The organism is Streptomyces sp. NPDC026092, assembly GCF_040638605.1.
GTDB lineage: Bacteria > Actinomycetota > Actinomycetes > Streptomycetales > Streptomycetaceae > Streptomyces.
Genome location: NZ_JBEZYN010000013.1, coordinates 70,257 through 90,061 on the forward strand (window position 1 = coordinate 70,257; position 19,805 = coordinate 90,061).

Genomic DNA, 19,805 nt, shown 5'->3' on the forward strand with positions numbered 1-19,805 from the left:
GTCGTCCGACCGACCCGCCGAGAGGAGAGCCCCACCGTGCCTCCCACCGATGCGCGCCCCGCCACCGACCCGGGCGGTGACGACACCCTGGACCTGCGCCTCTCGGACGAACTCGTCGCCCTGATCGCCGCCGGCGAGAGCCCGGCGCCCACGGACGGCGACCTCCTCGACGCGGTCGCCTCCTGGGGCCCCGTCACCACCCCCGTCGGCTCGTTCCGCCTCGTACCCGTCCGGCTCGAACGCGACCTCAGCCTCGTCGCCCGGTGGATGAACGACCCGGCCGTCGCCGCCTTCTGGGAGCTCGCCGGTCCCGAGACCGTCACGGCCACCCACATCCGCGGCCAACTCGACGGCGACGGACGCAGCGTGCCCTGCCTCGGAGTCCTCGACTCCACCCCCATGAGCTACTTCGAGATCTACCGCGCCGACCTCGACCCGCTCGCCCGGCACTATCCGGCCCGCCCGCACGACACGGGCATCCACCTCCTCCTCGGCGGCGTCGCCGACCGAGGCCGTGGAGTCGGCACCGCGCTGCTCCGTGCCGTAGCCGATCTCGCGCTCGACCACCGTCCCCGGTGCACCCGCGTCATCGCCGAACCCGACCTGCGCAACACCCCTTCCGTCTCGGCCTTCCTGAGCGCCGGCTTCCGCCTCTCCTCGGAAGTCGACCTCCCCGACAAGCGAGCCGCCCTCATGGTCCGCGAACGCGCCCTTCGTCACGTCCTGTGAACGCCTCCCTGCCTTACATACACCGCTCGACCCACAGCGGTTCCCACCCCGAGGAGTCCTCGTGCCGACGTCCCCTGCCACCCATGACTCCGTTCTGCTCGCGCCGCCCGAGCTGACCGCCGAGGCCTGGAACCGGGCCGCCGCCCGCCTGCTCGCCAAGACCATCGCCGAGTTCGCGTACGAAGAGATCATCGAGCCGGTCCCGGCGGCCGACATCGAGGCGGCGGAGACCGCGGCGGCCGAGACGCCCGACAGCCCCGGACCCGGCTCCGATCCCGCCCCTCGCCCCTACACCCTCCGCCTCGACGACGGGTCGGCCCTGACCTTCACGGCCGTCCGAGGCGCCTACGGAAGCTGGCGCCTCGCCCTCGACTCGATCGCGCTCGACGGGCGGCCGCTGACCGACCCCCTCGGCTTCCTCGTCCGCGCGCGCCGCCTCCTCGACCTCGACGGCGCCACGCTCGGCCATCTGATCCGCGAGCTCACCACCACCCTCGCCGCCGACGCCCGCCTCGACCGGACGGCACTCACGGCCGACCGGCTCGCGGACCTCGGATACGCCGAGCTCGAAGGCCACATGACCGGCCACCCCTGGCTCGTCCTCAACAAGGGCCGGATCGGCTTCTCCGCCACCGACGCCACCCGCTGGGCCCCCGAAGCCCGCCGGCCCGCGAGCCTCCCCTGGATCGCCGTCAGCACCGACATCGCCGCCTATCGCGGAGTCCCCGGCCTCGACACCCCCGACCGGCTCTACGACCGCGAACTCGACACCGACATCCGCAAGACCTACCGCACCACGCTGCGCGCCCGCGGCCTCGACCCCGACCGGTACCTCCTGCTGCCCGTCCACCCCTGGCAGTGGGACGAGATCATCCTGCCGCTTTACGCCCCCGCCGTCGCGGCCGGCGCCATCGTCCCGCTGCCCGCCGACGGCGACCTGCGCCTGCCGCAGCAGTCCATCCGTACGTTCCTCAACACCAGCAGGCCCGACCGGCACACCGTGAAGCTGCCGCTCTCCGTGCTCAACACCCTCGTCTGGCGCGGACTCCCCACGGAGCGGACCCTCGCCGCCCCCGCAGTGACCGCCTGGGTCCACGGCCTCCGCGATGCCGATCCCTTCCTGCGCGACGAGTGCGGGGTGATCCTGCTCGGCGAGGTCGCGTCGGTCACGGTCGAGCACCCCCTCTACGACCGGCTCCCCGAGGTTCCGTACCAGTACAAGGAACTCCTCGGCACGATCTGGCGCGAACCGCTCAGGCTCCCGCCCGGCGAACGCGCCCGGACGCTGGCCGCCCTGCTGCACACCGACCCGGACGGCCGCGCCTTCGTCGCCGAACTCGTCGAGCGGTCCGGACTCGCCCCCACGGTCTGGCTGCAGCGGCTCTTCGCCGCGCTGCTCCCGCCGCTGCTGCACTTCCTCTACCAGTACGGAACCGTGTTCTCCCCGCACGGCGAGAACGCCGTCGTCGTCTTCGACGAACATGACGTTCCCGTACGCCTGGCGATCAAGGACTTCGTCGACGACGTCAACATCAGTGCCCACCCGCTGCCCGAGCACGACGCCATGCCCGACGACGTCCGGGCCGTCCTGCTCACCGAGGAGCCCGACTTCCTCACCCAGTTCATCCATTCAGGGCTGTTCGTCGGCGTCTTCCGCTACCTGGCGCCGCTCTGCGAGGAGCAACTCGGCGTACCGGAAGCCGACTTCTGGGCGCTCGTGCGGGCCGAGATCCTGCGGCACCAGGCGCGCTTCCCCGAGCTGAAGGAACGGTTCGAGCTCTTCGATCTTCTCGTCCCGCGGATCGAGCGGCTCTGTCTCAACCGAAACCGTCTCCACCTGGACGGCTACCGCGACCGCCCCCAGCGCCCGCACGCCGCCGTCCACGGAACGGTGCCGAATCCGCTCGCGTGATCCGACTGTCAGTGCAGCGCCGTAGGGTGGACGCGCTATGACGAAGCCATCCCTCCCCGACCTCCTGCACGCCGCCGTCACCGCCGTCGGCGGGACGGAGCGGCCCGGCCAGGTCACCATGGCCGAGGCCGTTGCCGAGGCCATCGACGACAGCTCCCACCTGCTGGTCCAGGCCGGCACCGGCACCGGAAAGTCCCTCGGCTATCTGGTGCCGGCGCTGGCGCACGGTGAGCGCGTGGTGGTCGCCACGGCCACCCTGGCGCTCCAGCGCCAGCTGGTCGAGCGCGATCTTCCGCGCACGGTCGACGCGCTCCACCCGCAGCTGCGCCGCCGTCCGGAGTTCGCGATGCTCAAGGGGCGATCGAACTACCTGTGCCTGCACCGCCTCCACGAGGGCGTGCCCCAGGACGAGGAGGAGGGCCTCTTCGACCCCTTCGAGGCCGCGGCCCCGACCAGCAAGCTGGGGCAGGACCTGCTGAGGCTCCGCGACTGGTCGGACGAGACGGAGACTGGCGACCGGGACGATATGACCCCCGGTGTCTCGGACCGTGCCTGGGGCCAGGTGTCGGTCTCCTCCCGTGAGTGTCTGGGCGCGACCAAGTGCGCGTACGGGGCCGAGTGCTTCGCCGAGGCGGCGCGGGAGCGGGCCAAGCTGGCGGAGGTCGTCGTCACCAATCACGCCCTGCTCGCCATCGACGCGATCGAGGGCGCGCCTGTCCTGCCGCAGCACGAAGTGCTGATCGTGGACGAGGCCCATGAGCTCGTCTCCCGGGTCACCGGCGTCGCCACCGGCGAGCTCACCCCGGGCCAGGTCAACCGCGCCGTCCGCCGGTCGGCGAAGCTCGTCGACGAGAAGGTCGCCGACCAGCTCCAGACCGCCGCGGAGGGCTTCGAGCGGCTGATGGAGCTGGCCCTGCCGGGCCGGCTCGAGGAGATCCCCGAGGACCTCGGCTACGCGCTGATGGCCCTGAGGGACGCCTCCCGCAATGTGATCTCGGCGCTCGGCACCACCCGGGACAAGTCCGTCCAGGACGAGGACGCCGTCCGCAAGCAGGCCCTCGCCTCCGTGGAGAGCGTCCACGCCGTCGCCGAGCGCATCACCCTGGGCTCCGAGTGGGACGTCGTCTGGTACGAACGCCACGACCGCTTCGGCGCCTCCCTGAGGGTCGCCCCGCTCTCCGTGTCGGGGCTGCTCCGCGAGAAGCTCTTCGCCGACCGCTCGGTGGTCCTCACCTCGGCCACCCTGAAGCTGGGCGGCGACTTCAACGGGGTCGGGGCCTCCCTGGGGCTGGCCCCCGAGGGCACCAAGGGCGACGACATCCCGGAGTGGAAGGGCATCGACGTCGGTTCGCCGTTCGACTACCCCAAGCAGGGCATCCTCTACGTCGCCAAGCACCTGGCCCGCCCCGCGCGCGACGGCGACCGGACGGACATGCTCGACGAGCTCACGGAGCTGATGCAGGCGGCGGGCGGGAGGACGCTCGGACTGTTCTCCTCGATGCGTGCCGCCCAGCTCGCCGCCGAGGAGCTGCGGACCCGGATCCCCGAGTTCCCGATCCTGCTCCAGGGCGAGGACACGCTCGGCGAGCTGATCAAGAACTTCTCCGCCGACCCCCAGACATGTCTCTTCGGTACGCTCTCCCTCTGGCAGGGAGTGGATGTCCCGGGGGCCAGCTGCCAGCTGGTTGTCATGGACAAGATCCCCTTCCCGCGCCCCGACGACCCGCTGATGAGCGCCCGCCAGAAGGCGGTGGAGGACGCGGGTGGCAACGGCTTCATGGCCGTCGCCGCCACGCACGCGGCCCTGCTGATGGCCCAGGGCGCGGGACGTCTCGTCCGGGCCACCGGAGACCGTGGTGTGGTCGCCGTACTCGATCCGAGGCTGGCGACGGCCCGGTACGGCAGCTATCTGAAGGCTTCGCTGCCCGACTTCTGGTACACGACGGACCGCAATCAGGTGCGGAAGTCGCTGGCCGCGATCGACGCGGCGTCGAAGGCGGCAGAAGCCTGAGGGCTGAGACGCGGACCGGGTCCTGCCGTGGCACGGCAGGACCCGGTCGAGGACAGAGCAGGGCCCCGGGACCGGCGCAGTGGGTCCCGGGGCCCGGTCAGAGCCGGCGAGGTGGTGTCACACCCGCCGCAGTACCGCCACGACCTTGCCGAGGATGGTGGCCTCGTCACCAGGGATCGGCTGGTACGCCGCGTTGTGCGGCAGCAGCCAGACGTGGCCGTCCTCGCGCTTGAAGCGCTTGACCGTGGCCTCGCCGTCGAGCATGGCGGCGACGATGTCTCCGTTCTCCGCGACCGGCTGGCGCCGGACGGTGACCCAGTCCCCGTCGCAGATCGCGGCCTCGATCATCGAGTCACCGACGACCTTCAGGACGAAGAGCTCGCCGTCACCGACCAGCTGCCGGGGGAGCGGGAAGACATCCTCGACGGACTCCTCGGCGAGGATCGGGCCACCGGCGGCGATCCGGCCGACGAGGGGCACGTACGACGCGGCGGGCTTGCCGGTCGTGTCCGTCGGCTGGGTGCTCGGCTGGTCGGAGCCGCGCACCTCGTACGCCCGGGGGCGGTGCGGGTCACGGCGCAGGAAGCCCTTGCGCTCCAGCGCCATCAGCTGATGCGCGACGGAGGACGTGCTGGAGAGGCCCACCGCCTGACCGATCTCGCGCATCGACGGCGGGTATCCGCGCCGCTGGACCGAGTCCCGGATGACCTCGATGACCCTGCGCTGCCGGTCGGTCAGGCCCGAGCTGTCGGCCCTGATGCCTGGAGGTCGTCCGGGGAGCGAGCGCGCAGGTCGCCCTGGCTCCCCGTCCCCGTTCGTGGCTGCGTCATTCATGGCATGCACCGCCTCGAGTCGGCCCTGGGAGCGGTCCTGGGCAGTGATGGTGGCACTGTCTGCGGTGGTGGTCACGTCGGCGGCCCCTCTCGAATGGTCTCCCTCGCTGGCACAACGGTAGTGGCTTTCGAAAGGTTGCGCCAAACACACGTTCGAGTGAAAAAACGCAGATTGCCTTACGTGTGTTCGCGACTGGGTGTATATGCGAGCCCGGGCGCCGGAGGCAATTCGGTCATTACGGTACCGTTCAGCCGTCGGCCGCACGCGGGCGGGGGTGCCGTTCCAGTCTCGCATCCGGCGGGCCGGAATCGGCGGCGCCGCGCGCGTCCCGTACCCTCGTGGCCGGTCGGCCGTGCGGCTGGACCGCGCGACACGCGCGAAGTGCCGGAAACGGGCTGAACCCTAGATCTAGTGGTTGGATTGCATCAGCCACCTACACGTAGTGGTCCCCGGTCTTCCGGGGGGATCCGCATCGCCTATGCTGGTGGTCGCTTCGAGGGCCTTGACGGGCCCGGTGAGGCTATTCAGTCGCGCCGTGAGGGAGGGTCGGAAACCATGCACTGCCCCTTCTGCAGGCACCCCGACAGCCGTGTCGTCGACAGTCGCACCACCGACGACGGGACGTCGATCCGACGCCGCCGCCAGTGCCCCGACTGCTCCCGTCGTTTCACGACGGTGGAGACGTGCTCGCTCATGGTGGTGAAGCGCTCGGGCGTGACCGAACCCTTCAGTCGTACCAAGGTCATCTCCGGTGTGCGCAAGGCGTGCCAGGGGCGGCCCGTGACCGAGGACGCCCTCGCCAAGCTCGGCCAGTGGGTCGAGGAGGCGGTGCGGGCCACCGGGAGCGCCGAGCTGACCACCCATGACGTGGGTCTGGCCATCCTCGGCCCGTTGCAGGATCTCGACCTCGTCGCGTACCTGCGCTTCGCATCCGTCTACAAGGCTTTCGACAGCCTCGACGACTTCGAGGCCGCGGTCGCGGAACTCCGCGAACGACGGCCATCCGCAGAGGGCTGCGGGCCCGGAGCGACCCCCGAGGTCCCCGTTCCCGCCACCGCCGCCGACTGACCGGCCGGCCGGACCGAGGGTCCGGTCGTGGCCGGCCGCGTCGCGGCCGAAAAGACGTGTCACGGGCGTTCCGAGCGGCGCCCGCGACAGCAGACAAAGAAGACAGTGCCCTGGGATTATCTGGGCACTTAAGGGTGTTTTGCCCGTATATGGGAGGCGGCATGACAGAGACGGCGAGCGGTCCGGCACGAGGTTCCCGCGCCAAGGGAGCCAAGGGTGCCAAGGGCCTGCGTATCGAGCGCATCCACACCACTCCGGGCGTGCATCCGTACGACGAGGTGATCTGGGAGCGTCGTGACGTCGTCATGACCAACTGGCGCGACGGCTCGGTCAACTTCGAGCAGCGTGGCGTCGAGTTCCCCGACTTCTGGTCGGTGAACGCGGTCAACATCGTCACCAGCAAGTACTTCCGCGGGGCCGTCGGCACCCCGCAGCGCGAGACCGGTCTCAAGCAGCTCATCGACCGCATCGTGAAGACCTACACCAAGGCCGGTGAGGGGTACGGCTACTTCGCCTCGCCCGCCGACGCCGAGATCTTCGAGCACGAGCTGGCCTACGCCCTCCTGCACCAGATCTTCAGCTTCAACTCCCCGGTGTGGTTCAACGTCGGCACGCCGCAGCCCCAGCAGGTCTCCGCCTGCTTCATCCTGTCCGTCGACGACTCCATGGAGTCGATCCTCGACTGGTACAAGGAAGAGGGCATGATCTTCAAGGGCGGCTCCGGCGCCGGCCTGAACCTCTCCCGCATCCGCTCCTCCAAGGAGCTGCTCTCCTCCGGCGGCAACGCCTCCGGCCCGGTCTCCTTCATGCGTGGCGCCGACGCGTCCGCGGGAACGATCAAGTCGGGCGGCGCGACGCGCCGCGCGGCCAAGATGGTCATCCTCGACGTCGACCACCCCGACATCGAGGACTTCATCGAGACCAAGGTCAAGGAGGAGGAGAAGATCCGCGCCCTGCGCGACGCGGGCTTCGACATGGACCTGGGCGGCGACGACATCACGTCCGTCCAGTACCAGAACGCCAACAACTCGGTCCGTGTGAACGACGAGTTCATGAAGGCCGTCGAGAACGGCGGCAAGTTCGGCCTGCGCGCCCGCATGACCGGTGAGGTCATCGAGGAGGTCGAGGCCAAGTCGCTGTTCCGCAAGATGGCCGAGGCCGCGTGGGCCTGCGCCGACCCGGGCATCCAGTACGACGACACCATCAACCGCTGGCACACCTGCCCCGAGTCCGGCCGGATCAACGGCTCGAACCCGTGCAGCGAGTACATGCACCTGGACAACACGTCCTGCAACCTCGCCTCGCTGAACCTGATGAAGTTCCTCAAGGACGACGGCAAGGGCAACCAGTCGTTCGACGTCGAGCGCTTCTCCAAGGTCGTCGAGCTGGTCATCACGGCGATGGACATCTCCATCTGCTTCGCCGACTTCCCCACCCAGAAGATCGGCGAGAACACCCGCGCCTTCCGTCAGCTGGGCATCGGCTACGCCAACCTCGGCGCCCTGCTCATGGCCACCGGCCACGCGTACGACTCCGACGGCGGCCGCGCCCTCGCCGGTGCGATCACCTCGCTGATGACCGGCACCTCGTACAAGCGCTCCGCCGAGCTCGCCGCGGTCGTCGGCCCGTACGACGGCTACGCCCGCAACGCCGAGCCGCACCAGCGCGTCATGAAGCAGCACGCGGACGCCAACACCGCGGCCGTCCACGTGGACGACCTCGACTCGCCGATCTGGGCCGCCGCCACGGAGGCCTGGCAGGACGTGATCCGCCTCGGCGCCAAGAACGGCTTCCGCAACGCTCAGGCGTCGGTCATCGCCCCGACCGGCACCATCGGTCTCGCGATGTCCTGCGACACCACCGGCCTCGAGCCCGACCTCGCCCTGGTCAAGTTCAAGAAGCTGGTCGGCGGCGGCTCGATGCAGATCGTCAACGGCACCGTCCCGCAGGCCCTGCGCCGCCTGGGTTACCAGGAGGAGCAGATCGAGGCGATCGTCGCCCACATCGCCGAGCACGGCAACGTGATCGACGCCCCCGGCCTGAAGACCGAGCACTACGAGGTCTTCGACTGCGCCATGGGCGAGCGTTCCATCTCCGCGATGGGCCACGTCCGCATGATGGCCGCCATCCAGCCGTGGATCTCCGGCGCCCTCTCCAAGACCGTGAACCTGCCGGAGACGGCCACGGTCGAGGACGTCGAGGAGGTCTACTTCGAGGCCTGGAAGATGGGCGTCAAGGCGCTCGCGATCTACCGCGACAACTGCAAGGTCGGCCAGCCCCTCTCCGCCAAGAAGAAGGAGGAGGAGAAGGCCGAGGTCACCGCGAAGTCCGAGGCGACGATCCGCGAGGCCGTCGAGAAGGTCGTCGAGTACCGCCCGGTCCGCAAGCGTCTGCCCAAGGGCCGTCCGGGGATCACCACCTCCTTCACGGTCGGTGGCGCCGAGGGCTACATGACCGCCAACTCCTACCCGGACGACGGTCTCGGTGAGGTCTTCCTGAAGATGTCGAAGCAGGGCTCGACGCTCGCCGGCATGATGGACGCCTTCTCCATCGCCGTCTCCGTCGGTCTGCAGTACGGCGTCCCCCTGGAGACGTACGTCTCCAAGTTCACCAACATGCGCTTCGAGCCGGCCGGCATGACGGACGACCCGGACGTGCGGATGGCGCAGTCGATCGTCGACTACATCTTCCGCCGCCTGGCGCTGGACTTCCTGCCCTTCGAGACCCGCTCCGCGCTCGGTATCCACTCGGCCGAGGAGCGTCAGCGTCACCTGGAGACGGGCTCCTACGAGCCCTCCGACGACGAGGTGGACGTCGAGGGCCTCGCCCAGTCCGCCCCGCGCCAGACGGAGACCCTGAAGGCCGTCTCGACCCCGCCGAAGGTCGAGGTCCCGGCCCCGAAGCAGGCGCACACCTCGGCGGAGCTCGTCGAGATGCAGCTGGGCATCAGCGCGGACGCCCCGCTCTGCTTCTCCTGCGGCACGAAGATGCAGCGGGCCGGCTCCTGCTACATCTGCGAGGGCTGCGGCTCGACCAGCGGCTGCAGCTGAGCCGCCGGCTGAACGGTGAATGAGAAGGGGACCGGCCTCAGGCCGGTCCCCTTCTCGCTTCAGGCGGGTCTCCGTCGGGCTCTCAGACGTGCTGGGCGCCCATCACCGCCGCGAAGGCCCGCGGGTCCAGGTCGAAGCCGCGGAGCACGGACCGGTAGGACCAGGCATCAGGTCCGTCCCGGGTGAACTCCACGACCGTCGCCGCCGTGGATCCGGCGACGGCCTCCAAGCCGTGCTCGGCGAGGTCCCGGTAGCCCTCGCGCACCCGTACACCGGTGTTGACGATGTCGCCGAACGTCAGCCGTCCGGAACCCTGCTGTATGGCCACTCCCACCACCACGCGCGCGTACCGCGGCGCGAGCCGGTTGAGCTCCAGGGTCATGGCCTCGTCGTAGCCGAAGCCCTGGCCAGTACGGCTGTCCCGGGCGAGTGTGATCGTGCCGTCGGGGGAGCGGCTGTCGAAGTGCACCAGGTAGGCGGGCGCACCGTACGGATCGTCCGCCGTGTAGACCCCGGCGATGATGTCCAGATCGTGCGCCGACGCGCCGATCGGACTGGGGTCCCACTTGAGCGTCACCTCGACCTTGCCGACCCCCTTGTTGAGTCCGCTCACCGTGAATTCCCTCTCTGCGTACGACTGGTACCGCGGGCCCGGTCAACTGCCCATGGTCTCCGACCGGTTGTTCATGGTGTCATGCGCACTCACCGCGAGAACGGGGTGGCGGAGGGTGAATGCCCCGTACGATGGCGCCGTGCTGGTCAAGTGGATTCGCTGCACCGTCGTGGACCGTCGGGGGTTCGAACGGGGACAGCGGAAATGGGCGGGGCTGCTGGGCGAGCCGGGATTCCGGGGCCAGGGCGGTGGGTGGAGCCGGGCGCGGCCCGATGTCGCTCATGTCTTCTCGTTCTGGGAGAGCCGCGCCTTCTACGACTCGTTCATGGCGCGCTCGCACGACCGGCTCGCGGCCACGCAGTCCGGCTCGTTCAAGGACCTCCAGGTCAAACTCTTCGACCACCGTTTCGACGTGAAGACGGGCTTCGAACCCCGGTTCACGGACGCCGACGTGGCGCGCGTGGCGCACTGCCGCGTCCACGAGGACCGGGTCGAGCACTTCGCGCTGATGCAGGAGAAGGTGTGGAACCCGGCGATGGCCGGTTCTCCCGGGATGCTGCGCGGGGTGTTCGGAGAGGCGCCGGGGCACGAGTTCGTGGTGCTCTCGATGTGGCGGTCCGCCGCGGAGCACGGCAAGTACCGGGTGGAGCGCGTCGAACGGCTCGGGCTGCGGGCCCAGACGGAGGCCGACGTGGCGGCGCTCAGCGGGGACGTGGTGCAGCTCGAACCGTCCTGGACGGTCTGATCACCCGCAGGCGGTGTGCCGGCCGCGTACGCCGGATGGACGCCGGGTGCCTCCCCGGCTGAGCCCGCGCGAAGCGGGCGATCTAGGGTCGTGGCATGGCAAGACCGCGGCGCATCGTCCTCGTACGGCACGGAGAGTCCGAAGGCAATGCCGACGACACGGTGTACGAGCGGGAGCCCGACCACGCGCTCAGGCTCACCGAGACCGGTCTGCGGCAGGCCCGGGAGACAGGGGAGCAACTGCGGGACCTCTTCGGGGAGGAGCAGGTCAGCGTGTACGTCTCGCCGTACCGTCGAACGCACCAGACCTTCCGGGAGTTCCGGCTCGACCCCGGGCAGGTCCGGGTTCGGGAGGAGCCGCGGCTGCGGGAGCAGGACTGGGGAAACTGGCAGGACAGGGATGACGTACGCCTGCAGAAGGCGTACCGGGACGCGTACGGGCACTTCTTCTACCGCTTCGCGCAGGGCGAGTCCGGGGCCGACGTGTACGACCGGGTCGGGGCGTTCCTGGAGAGCCTCTACCGCAGCTTCGAGGCGCCCGACCACCCGCCGAACGTGCTCCTTGTGACCCACGGGCTGACGATGCGGCTGTTCTGCATGCGGTGGTTCCACTGGAGCGTCGCCGAGTTCGAGTCGCTGTCCAACCCGGGCAACGGCGAGACGCGGACGCTGCTGCTCGGCGAGGACGGCAGATACAGCCTGGACCGGCCGTTCGAGCGCTGGCGTACCCCGGAACCGTACGGCTCCACCGGATAGAGTGGTGAAGCGATGACCGCTGACTCCACTCTCGACCGGCGCTTCGACCGCGCCCTGGCCAGCCTTCGAGGGCTGGCCGTGGGAGACGCCCTGGGCTCCCAGTTCTTCGTTCCCGTCAACTATCCGCTGCTCAAGCGACGCGAGCTGCCTCCGGGCACCTGGCAGTGGACCGACGACACCGAGATGGCCGGCTCGGTCCTGGCCGTGCTCGTGAGCCACGGGCGGATCGACCAGGACGCGCTCGCGCACGCGTTCGCCGAGCACCACGACTTCGACCGGGGCTACGGCCCCGCCGTCAACAGGATGCTCCGGCTCATCAGGGAGGGCGGCGACTGGCGTGAGCTCGCCGCCGCGCTCTTCAACGGTCAGGGCTCGTGGGGCAACGGAGCCGCGATGCGGATCGCCCCGCTCGGCGCCTGGTACGCGGACGACCCGGAGCAGGCGACCCACCAGGCCGAGATCTCCGCGTACACCACGCACCAGCACCGTGAGGCCGTCGTCGGCGCCATGGCCGTCGCGGCCGCCGCCGCGCTCGCCGCGGACCCGGCGGGTCCGCCCACGCCGACGGACCTCCTGGACGGGGTGATCGCCCTCGTACCGCGCAGCGCGGTCGGCGCGGGGCTGCGCCGCGCCCGCGACATGCTCGACTACGGCGACGCCGGGACGGTCGCGGCGGTCCTGGGCAGTGGGCGCCGTACCAGCGCGCACGACACCGTGCCGTTCGCGCTCTGGTCGGCGGCCCGGGCGCTCGGCGACTACGAGCAGGTTTTCTGGACGACCGCCCAGGTCGGCGGCGATGTCGACACCACCTGCGCGATCGCCGGCGGAGTCGTGGCCTCCGGTGCGGCCGGCGCGCCGCCCGCCTCCTGGCTGGAGCAGACGGAGGAACTGCCGGACTGGGTGCCCGCCGGCGTACGGCCCTGATCCGGCCCCTTCCCGTACCCCGGGAACGGGGAGGTGAGTGTCACGGTCCTGACACAGCGCCGTCCGGTCGGGTCCGAACGGGCGGACCGCCGTTAGAGTCGGCCACTCCGCAGCGCTGATCATGTCAAGAGCGCGCCGACACGACACCCGGACCGCAGCCCTCCGCCGGCGAGGCACCGCATGCGAGCCGGGTCGGGAGGGGGTCCCGTGTCCGACATACCGTCCGATCCACCACCGCAGGACGGAGCTCAGCCCGTCAGCGAGCCGAAGCCCACGTCCGAGCCCAGGGCGGCGACCGCTGCCGAGCCCATCGTGGGGACAGCGGCCGAGCCCGAGGCGGCGACGGCGGTCGAGCCCAAGGCGGGGATGACGGCCGACCGCAAGCCGGAGCCCGGTCCCGCTCCCGTGCCCCCGGGTCCCGCTCCCGGTCCCGGTCCCGGTCCAGTGCCTCCCGGTCCCGTGCCCCCGGGTCCCGTACCGCCGGGGCCGTACTACGCGCCGTACGCGCCGCCCCACCAGCGGGCCGCGGCGGCGACGGCGTGGCCCGGTGGCCGGCCGCCGCACCCCTGGGCTCCGCCCGCGCCCCCCGGCGACACCTGGCTGACCCGACTGCGCCCCGCCGCGCCGGCCCAGGTCACCGCCCCGACGCTCTGGGCGGTCCTCGCCACCGCCTTGCTGTCCGCCCTGCTCCTCGACGAGGGAATCGGCCTCAACCTGATGATCGTGGCCGCTCCCGCGGTCCTCGCGGCCGCCTTCGCCGCGCGGGCGGCGGGCAGGCGGCTCCGGCCCTGGACGCTGGTCTGGGCGATCGGCGGCCTCGCCCTCCTCGCCGTCCCCGCGCTCCGGGACGCGGGATGGCCGACCTTCCTCGCGATCGTCACCGCCATCGGCGTGACGGCCCTCGCCCTGCACGGCGGCCGGGGCTGGCCGAGCGTTCTCTTCGCGCCCTTCGGTCTGTTCGACTCCCTCGGTTCAGGGACCGGCTGGATCTGGCGCGGCGTACGTGATCGTGCGGACGGCTCGCGCGGCCGGTGGGGCCCGGTCGTGCGGACCGTCGGAGTGGCCGTCGCCCTGCTCGTCGTCTTCGGCGCGCTGTTCGCCGGCGCCGACGCGGCCTTCGCCGACCTGCTCGGTTCCCTGATGCCCGACATCTCGCTGGAGCAGGCGCCCTGGCGGCTCTCGTTCTTCCTGCTCGGGCTCTTCGGCGCCGTCGCCCTCGCCCGTACGGCCGCCGCGCCCTTGCGTTGGGACCGGATGGTGATCCGCCCCGGCCGGGCCCGCGCGCGACTGGAGTGGGCCCTTCCGCTGATCGTGCTCAACCTGCTTTTCGCGGCGTTCAACGGGGTCCAACTCGCCGTTCTCTTCGGCGGGTACGAAAAGGTCCTCGAAGAGACCGACCTGACCTACTCCGAGTACGCCCGCCAGGGCTTCTGGCAGCTGCTCATGGCCACCCTGCTCACCCTCGTGGTGATCGGTCTCGCCCTGCGCTGGGCGCCGCGCGACGGCGCCCGCGACCGTACGCTCGTCCGTGCCGTCCTCGGCACCCTGTGCGTCCTCACGCTCGTCGTGGTCGCCTCCGCGCTGCGCAGGATGGACCTGTACGTCGACGCGTACGGGCTCACCCGGCTGCGCATCTCCGTGGCCGCGATGGAGATCTGGCTGGGTCTGGTCATTCTGCTGATCATGGCCGCAGGGATCTTCGGCGCGCGTCTGCTGCCCCGCGCGGTGGCCGTCAGCGCCGCCGCGGGCGTACTCGCCTTCGGCCTCGCCTCGCCCGACGCCCTCGTCGCCGAACGCAATGTCGAGCGGTTCAGCAGCTCCAAGAAGATCGACATTCCCTATCTCGCCGCGCTCTCGGCGGACGCCGTACCCGCCCTCGACCGGCTTCCGGAGCCGCAGCGTTCCTGCGCCCTCCTCGGCATCGAGGTGCGCCTGCGCGGCGACGACGGAGGCTGGTACGCCACGAGCTGGTCGGAGGCGAGGGCGCGCACGCTCCTGGCGGAGCGGGGCGTCGACCGGACCCCGGCCGAATGCGGGGCGGTGAGCAGGTTGGACGGCTACGACCCCTACGAGAACGGCGATCGGTCGGGCGATCCGTACGGGGCCCCCTGAGGTCGGCGCCTCGCGCGCACCACCCCGATTCCTGGCCCGCTCGAGAGGGGAAGGGGCCGGGGTGCGTGCGTTCCGGATCCCCTTCGATCGATCAGATCAAGCCGTCTCGGACCGGCTTCACACGGCCCGTTCGGACATCCGAGGGGAATCCGGGTATCGCGGGCGGTGCCCATCGGCGTAACCTTGCTCGCGCCATGCCCTATGAACCACCCACACACACCGTCGAGCGCTCGCTCCGAGCCACCACCGGCGCCAAGATCGTCGCCGGGGTAGACGAGGTCGGACGCGGGGCATGGGCCGGTCCCGTGACGGTCTGCGCGGCCGTCACCGGCCTCCGCAGGCCCCCCGAGGGGCTCACCGACTCCAAGCTGATCACCCCCAAGCGTCGTACCGCCCTGGCCGCGGAACTGGAGAAGTGGGTCACCGCCTACGCGCTCGGCCACGCCTCCCCCGAGGAGATCGACGAGCTGGGCATGACCGCCGCGCTCCGGCTGGCCGCCGTGCGCGCGCTGGACGCACTGCCGGTCCGCCCCGACGCGGTGATACTCGACGGGAAGCACGACTACCTGGGCAGCCCCTGGAAGGTCCGTACGGTGATCAAGGGCGACCAGTCCTGCATCGCCGTGGCGGCGGCCTCGGTCATCGCCAAGGTCCGGCGCGACGCGATGATGGCCGAGCTCGAGGGCGAGTCGCAGGGGTGCGCGGGATACGGCTTCGACGCCAACGCGGGCTACCCCTCGCCGGTGCACAAGGCCGCCCTGGAAGAGCGGGGACCGACGCCCTTCCACCGGCTCTCCTGGTCGTATCTCGACGCGCTGCCCCAGTGGCGGCACCTCAAGAAGATCCGCATCTCCGCCGAGGCGGCCGCACTGGAAAGCGGGGGCCAACTCGGCTTCGATTTCTGAACTTCCCGGCAGGCTCATGCCGACGGCCGGGTCGCACGATTGTGCCCACCCGCCGGAGCCCCGCGCACCGGCGTTTGATAGACATCCACTCATGCCTCTCTTCCCCGAGGAGCCTCAGATTCACGAGAGTGCCCAGGGTCCCCGCGGCACGGCCGCAGGCCACCCCGCGCCGACCCCCCGTCCCGTACCCGGTCCGCGTTCCGCGGCCTCGCCGCGTCCCGGGCGTCCCGGTCCCGGATCGGCCAGGCCCGGACCGCCGATGCCCCGCCCGCACACCGGCGCCGCGCAGACCCCGTCGACCCGTCCGGAGAATCGTTCCGAGCAGCGCACGGGCCCGCAGATCCAGCTGATCCCGGCCCCAGTCGACGGCGCCGTCGACGCCGCCGAAGAGGCCGTCGATCTGCTCCTGGACAGCGGCCGTTCCCCCGGCGACATCCTCGTGCTCACCACCGGTGAGCAGCACCCGTGGGCGGCGCACGAGCTGTCCTTCGGCGAGACCGCCTACTGGGCCCAGCAGGACGCCGGCGACGACGTGTTCTTCGCCGACGCCGACGCCGTGGAGCGGGCGGCCGCCCGGCCCGTGGTCGTGGTGGCGGTCAACGGCGGAGCCGAGGAGGCGGTCGCCAAGGCGCTGCCCCTGGCGATGGGGCGCGCGACCGCGCTGCTCATCGTCTGCGGCGACCCGCAGCGCATCAACGCCGTGCTCGGCGTGGGTGTCTGACCTTTACGAGGTCCGAGGCCTGAGGTCCGGGGGCTGACCGCCGAGGTCTGACGTCCGAGGTCCCAGCAGGGTCACCTCGCGTGGTCCTGCCCCGGCTGCCCTTCGGGGCGGCCGGGCGGTCGCCCCGCTTCCGTGGCCGGTGCGGTCCGCCTCAGCGGGCCGCCGTCCGGCGCAACGGTTCGGCGGCACCGCCGGCCGTACGGGGCGTCAGAAGACCGAGCTCGGACGGAACATCGCCGAGCGGTGCGGGGCGCGAACCCGAGCCGGGGTACCGGCCGCCGCGCCCCTCGCCCAGCACCTGCCAGCCGCCGCGCGTCAGGGTGATGTACGCGCCACAGCGCAGCCCGTGGAGCGTGCAGGCGTCCCGCAGGCCCCACATCCAGGCGCCGTCCTCCTCCGTCCACCGCTCGTCGCCGTCCCGGCAGTAGAGCAGGACCGCCGTCCGCACGGGTGTCCGGCGGCGCAGGTCGTGCGGGATGACGCGGCGCAGATGGGCGAGGAGCACGTTGCGGAACTCCCAGCCGTCCGCCGGGACCGGACGACGGGTGAACGACGCGCTGGCGGTGAGCCGTTCCTCGTGGTCGAGCACGGCGACGACCGCCGTCGCCGGGGTCGGGCGGTGGCGGGTGTGCAGCCCGCTGACGACCTCACGGGGGTTGCGGAGCAGCGGGATTTCGGCCGCCGCCCACTCCGCCGGCTCCAGCATCCGAGCGAGGCGGCTGGCGGACTCGGTCGACGAGTTGATCGAAGTGGCTGCGGACGGAGCGAATCCGAAGGTCACGGTCCTCCCTTCGGATACGCGCCCGCTGGGCGGGCAGGGTCGAGTGAGGGCGCACCACGGCACAGTCCTTCCGGACCGCGTACGGGGCCATGCCGGGCGGTTTCCCAATTCTTGCTGGCCCGTGCGCGAGCGGCAACGAGCAATTGACGCCGCTGACTGGAATGGGTCGGTATGGCACTCATATCCCTGCCCAGACACCCACTGTTCACGCTCCGTTTCACATCTGGACGTCAGGCGTCAGAGGGAACACGCCCGAACCGGCCTCGCCGGTGCCCGCGCCGGGGACTGTTCGAGAGCGAGATGTCGCTCCGAGTGAATTGGCCGATTGTCAGTGCCATCGGGTTGCATGGGGGGCATGGACAACCTGGAGCTCCGTGCCGAAGCCGACGCCATCCTTGCCGAGCTCGTGGGAGATCCCGGGGGCTCCGCGCGGCTGCGGGAGGACCAGTGGCAGGCGGTGTCCGCCCTGGTGGAGGAGCGTCGGCGGGCGCTGGTGGTGCAGCGCACCGGCTGGGGCAAGTCGGCGGTGTACTTCGTCGCGACGGCTCTGTTGCGGCGCCGTGGGGCCGGCCCGACGGTGATCATCTCGCCGCTGCTGGCGCTGATGCGCAACCAGGTCGAGGCGGCGGAGCGGGCCGGTATCCGGGCGCACACCATCAACTCCGCCAACCCGGAGGAGTGGGACACCATCTACGGGGAGGTCGAGCGGGGCGAGACCGACGTTCTCCTCGTGAGCCCGGAGCGCCTCAACTCCGTCGACTTCCGCGAGCAGGTGCTGCCCAAGCTCGCGGCCACGACCGGTCTGCTGGTGGTCGACGAGGCGCACTGCATCTCCGACTGGGGCCACGACTTCCGCCCCGACTACCGCAGGCTGCGGGCCATGCTCGGAGAGCTCTCCCCGGGCGTGCCGGTCCTTGCCACCACCGCGACCGCCAACGCGCGGGTCACCGCGGACGTGGCCGAGCAGCTGGGCACGGGCGCAGGAGAGGCCCTGGTCCTGCGTGGCTCGCTGGAGAGGGAGAGCCTCCGGCTCGGCGTCGTCCAGTTGCCGGACGCCGCCCACCGCCTGGCCTGGCTCGCCGAGCACCTGGACGAGCTGCCGGGCTCCGGGATCATCTACACGCTGACCGTGGCCGCGGCCGAGGAGGCCACGGCCTTTCTGCGGCAGCGCGGTTTCACGGTGGACTCGTACACGGGCCGTACGGAGAACGCCGACCGGCTGCAGGCCGAAGCCGACCTGCAGCAGAACCGGGTGAAGGCGCTGGTGGCGACCTCGGCCCTGGGCATGGGCTTCGACAAGCCCGACCTCGGCTTCGTGATCCACCTCGGCTCGCCGTCCTCGCCGATCGCGTACTACCAGCAGGTGGGCCGTGCCGGACGCGGGGTGGAGCACGCGGAGGTGCTGATGCTGCCGGGCAAGGAGGACGAGGCGATCTGGCGCTACTTCGCCGACACGGCCTTCCCGCCCGAGGCCCAGGTACGTCAGACGATCACGGCCCTCGCGGACGCGGGACGGCCGCTGTCCGTGCCGGCCCTGGAGGCGGCGGTGGATCTGCGCCGCACCCGCCTGGAGACGATGCTCAAGGTCCTCGACGTGGACGGGGCCGTCAAGCGGGTGAAGGGCGGCTGGGAGAGCACGGGGCAGCCGTGGGCCTACGACGCGGAGCGGTACGCGTGGGTGGCGCGGCAGCGCAAGGCCGAGCAGCAGGCCATGCGCGACTACGTGAGCACGACCCGGTGCCGGATGGAGTTCCTGCGTCAGCACCTGGACGACGAGGGCGCGGAGCCGTGCGGCCGGTGCGACAACTGCGCGGGTGCCTGGATCGGCTCCTCCGTCTCGACCGAGGCGCTGACGGGTGCCACGCGAGAGCTGGACCGTCCGGGTGTGGAGGTCGAGCCGCGCCGGATGTGGCCGACCGGCATGCCCGCCCTCGGCATCGACCTCAAGGGACGTATCCCCGCCGGTGAGCAGGGGTCCACCGGGCGTGCCCTCGGCCGGCTCTCGGACATCGGCTGGGGCAACCGACTGCGCCCCCTGCTGGCCGAGAACGCCCCCGACGGCCCGGTCCCCGACGACGTCCTGAAGGCGGCGGTGGCCGTCCTGGCCGACTGGGCGCGCTCTGCCGGCGGGTGGGCACCGAACGTCGCGGACGCCTCCGCCCGGCCCGTGGGCATCGTCGCCGTGCCGTCCCTCCGCCGACCGCAGCTCGTCGGCTCCTTGGCGCAGGGGATCGCGTCCATCGGTCGCCTCCCTTACCTCGGCACCTTGACCTACACCGGGCCGAGCGGCGCCGAAGCGGCACGCCGCAGCAACTCCGCGCAACGGCTGACGGGTCTGTTCGGTGCCTTCACCGTCTCGGAGGAGCTGGCCGCCGCCGTGGCAGGGGCCGTCGGGCCCGTCCTGCTGGTGGACGACTACACCGACTCCGGCTGGACCCTCGCCGTCGCGACCCGCCAGCTCCGCCGCGCCGGCAGCGGTCCGGTTCTCCCGCTGGTTCTCGCGGCATCGGCGTGAATGCGGGCAGGGCGCCCGTGCGTTCGGTCGCTGAACGGCTTCGACGAGCGCCACGTGTCCTGGCGGTCTGTGTGGTTCATGACCCCAGGTAAGCCGATGCCTCGGACATCGCGTGAGCGAGCCGTCCGAG

At 71.2% G+C, this 19,805-nt stretch carries 15 protein-coding genes; 12 read left to right on the forward strand and 3 right to left on the reverse strand.

All coding sequences use genetic code 11. The annotated features are described in order from the left end of the window. Positions 1 to 36 precede the first annotated feature (36 nt). The 3 genes from AB0F56_RS21860 to AB0F56_RS21870 all read left to right on the forward strand — a co-directional run bounded on the left by AB0F56_RS21860 (position 37) and on the right by AB0F56_RS21870 (position 4,652). On the forward strand, positions 37 to 729 hold the full coding sequence (locus AB0F56_RS21860; protein WP_362012168.1) for a GNAT family N-acetyltransferase: 693 nt from the start codon (positions 37 to 39) through the stop codon (positions 727 to 729). 61 nt (positions 730 to 790) lie between these two features. Then, positions 791 to 2,641: an IucA/IucC family siderophore biosynthesis protein gene (locus AB0F56_RS21865; RefSeq protein ID WP_362012171.1), complete on the forward strand. Its 1,851-nt coding sequence runs from the start codon at positions 791 to 793 to the stop codon at positions 2,639 to 2,641. A gap of 37 nt (positions 2,642 to 2,678) precedes the next feature. Further along, the gene (locus AB0F56_RS21870; RefSeq protein ID WP_362012174.1) at positions 2,679 to 4,652 is read left to right on the forward strand and encodes an ATP-dependent DNA helicase; all 1,974 of its coding nucleotides are present in this window, start codon (positions 2,679 to 2,681) and stop codon (positions 4,650 to 4,652) included. 117 nt (positions 4,653 to 4,769) lie between these two features. Here AB0F56_RS21870 and lexA read toward each other — a convergent pair whose 3' ends face one another. Next, on the reverse strand, positions 4,770 to 5,561 hold the full coding sequence (gene lexA, locus AB0F56_RS21875; RefSeq protein WP_362012177.1) for a transcriptional repressor LexA: 792 nt from the start codon (positions 5,559 to 5,561) through the stop codon (positions 4,770 to 4,772). 480 nt (positions 5,562 to 6,041) lie between these two features. Between lexA and nrdR the strand changes: the two genes are divergently transcribed. Together nrdR and AB0F56_RS21885 are read left to right on the forward strand one after the other, a co-directional pair. Then, complete coding sequence (nrdR, locus tag AB0F56_RS21880; protein ID WP_362012180.1) at positions 6,042 to 6,554, forward strand: transcriptional regulator NrdR; 513 nt, start codon at positions 6,042 to 6,044, stop codon at positions 6,552 to 6,554. 161 nt (positions 6,555 to 6,715) lie between these two features. Then, positions 6,716 to 9,604: a vitamin B12-dependent ribonucleotide reductase gene (locus AB0F56_RS21885; RefSeq protein WP_362012182.1), complete on the forward strand. Its 2,889-nt coding sequence runs from the start codon at positions 6,716 to 6,718 to the stop codon at positions 9,602 to 9,604. Positions 9,605 to 9,686: 82 nt separating this feature from the next. Here the strand turns inward: AB0F56_RS21885 and AB0F56_RS21890 are convergent, their stop codons facing one another. Further along, a complete protein-coding gene (locus AB0F56_RS21890; protein WP_362012185.1) occupies positions 9,687 to 10,217 on the reverse strand; it encodes a TerD family protein in 531 nt (176 codons plus the stop codon). 139 nt (positions 10,218 to 10,356) lie between these two features. Between AB0F56_RS21890 and AB0F56_RS21895 the strand changes: the two genes are divergently transcribed. The 6 genes from AB0F56_RS21895 (at position 10,357) to AB0F56_RS21920 (ending at position 16,379) form a co-directional block, all read left to right on the forward strand. After that, entirely contained in the window at positions 10,357 to 10,962 is a 606-nt protein-coding gene (locus AB0F56_RS21895; protein ID WP_362012188.1) for a YdbC family protein, read from the forward strand. Between the two features lie 95 nt (positions 10,963 to 11,057). After that, complete coding sequence (locus tag AB0F56_RS21900) at positions 11,058 to 11,717, forward strand: histidine phosphatase family protein (RefSeq protein ID WP_362012191.1); 660 nt, start codon at positions 11,058 to 11,060, stop codon at positions 11,715 to 11,717. Positions 11,718 to 11,729: 12 nt separating this feature from the next. Continuing rightward, a complete protein-coding gene (locus AB0F56_RS21905) occupies positions 11,730 to 12,641 on the forward strand; it encodes an ADP-ribosylglycohydrolase family protein (protein WP_362012194.1) in 912 nt (303 codons plus the stop codon). 366 nt (positions 12,642 to 13,007) lie between these two features. Next, positions 13,008 to 14,753, forward strand: a complete 1,746-nt coding sequence (locus tag AB0F56_RS21910; RefSeq protein ID WP_362012450.1) for a DUF4173 domain-containing protein — start codon at positions 13,008 to 13,010, stop codon at positions 14,751 to 14,753. 194 nt (positions 14,754 to 14,947) lie between these two features. Continuing rightward, positions 14,948 to 15,658, forward strand: coding sequence for a ribonuclease HII (locus tag AB0F56_RS21915; RefSeq protein ID WP_362012197.1), 711 nt, complete (start codon positions 14,948 to 14,950; stop codon positions 15,656 to 15,658). 91 nt (positions 15,659 to 15,749) lie between these two features. Beyond that, complete coding sequence (locus AB0F56_RS21920) at positions 15,750 to 16,379, forward strand: hypothetical protein (protein WP_362012200.1); 630 nt, start codon at positions 15,750 to 15,752, stop codon at positions 16,377 to 16,379. A 151-nt stretch (positions 16,380 to 16,530) separates the two neighbouring features. On the opposite strand, the gene AB0F56_RS21925 is transcribed toward AB0F56_RS21920, so the two are convergent. After that, entirely contained in the window at positions 16,531 to 17,160 is a 630-nt protein-coding gene (locus AB0F56_RS21925) for a hypothetical protein (protein WP_362012203.1), read from the reverse strand. 355 nt (positions 17,161 to 17,515) lie between these two features. Between AB0F56_RS21925 and AB0F56_RS21930 the strand changes: the two genes are divergently transcribed. Next, a complete protein-coding gene (locus AB0F56_RS21930) occupies positions 17,516 to 19,675 on the forward strand; it encodes a RecQ family ATP-dependent DNA helicase (RefSeq protein ID WP_362012205.1) in 2,160 nt (719 codons plus the stop codon). The last annotated feature ends 130 nt before the right edge of the window (positions 19,676 to 19,805 follow it).

What these genes read in the sequence shown, in the direction of transcription:
- AB0F56_RS21870 (WP_362012174.1), top strand. Translation starts at nt 2,679, where the DNA reads ATGACGAAGCCATCCCTCCCCGACCTCCTGCACGCCGCCGTCACCGCC.
- nrdR (WP_362012180.1), top strand. Translation starts at nt 6,042, where the DNA reads ATGCACTGCCCCTTCTGCAGGCACCCCGACAGCCGTGTCGTCGACAGT.
- AB0F56_RS21885 (WP_362012182.1), top strand. Translation starts at nt 6,716, where the DNA reads ATGACAGAGACGGCGAGCGGTCCGGCACGAGGTTCCCGCGCCAAGGGA.
- AB0F56_RS21900 (WP_362012191.1), top strand. Translation starts at nt 11,058, where the DNA reads ATGGCAAGACCGCGGCGCATCGTCCTCGTACGGCACGGAGAGTCCGAA.
- AB0F56_RS21905 (WP_362012194.1), top strand. Translation starts at nt 11,730, where the DNA reads ATGACCGCTGACTCCACTCTCGACCGGCGCTTCGACCGCGCCCTGGCC.
- AB0F56_RS21910 (WP_362012450.1), top strand. Translation starts at nt 13,008, where the DNA reads ATGACGGCCGACCGCAAGCCGGAGCCCGGTCCCGCTCCCGTGCCCCCG.
- AB0F56_RS21915 (WP_362012197.1), top strand. Translation starts at nt 14,948, where the DNA reads ATGCCCTATGAACCACCCACACACACCGTCGAGCGCTCGCTCCGAGCC.
- AB0F56_RS21920 (WP_362012200.1), top strand. Translation starts at nt 15,750, where the DNA reads ATGCCTCTCTTCCCCGAGGAGCCTCAGATTCACGAGAGTGCCCAGGGT.
- AB0F56_RS21930 (WP_362012205.1), top strand. Translation starts at nt 17,516, where the DNA reads ATGGACAACCTGGAGCTCCGTGCCGAAGCCGACGCCATCCTTGCCGAG.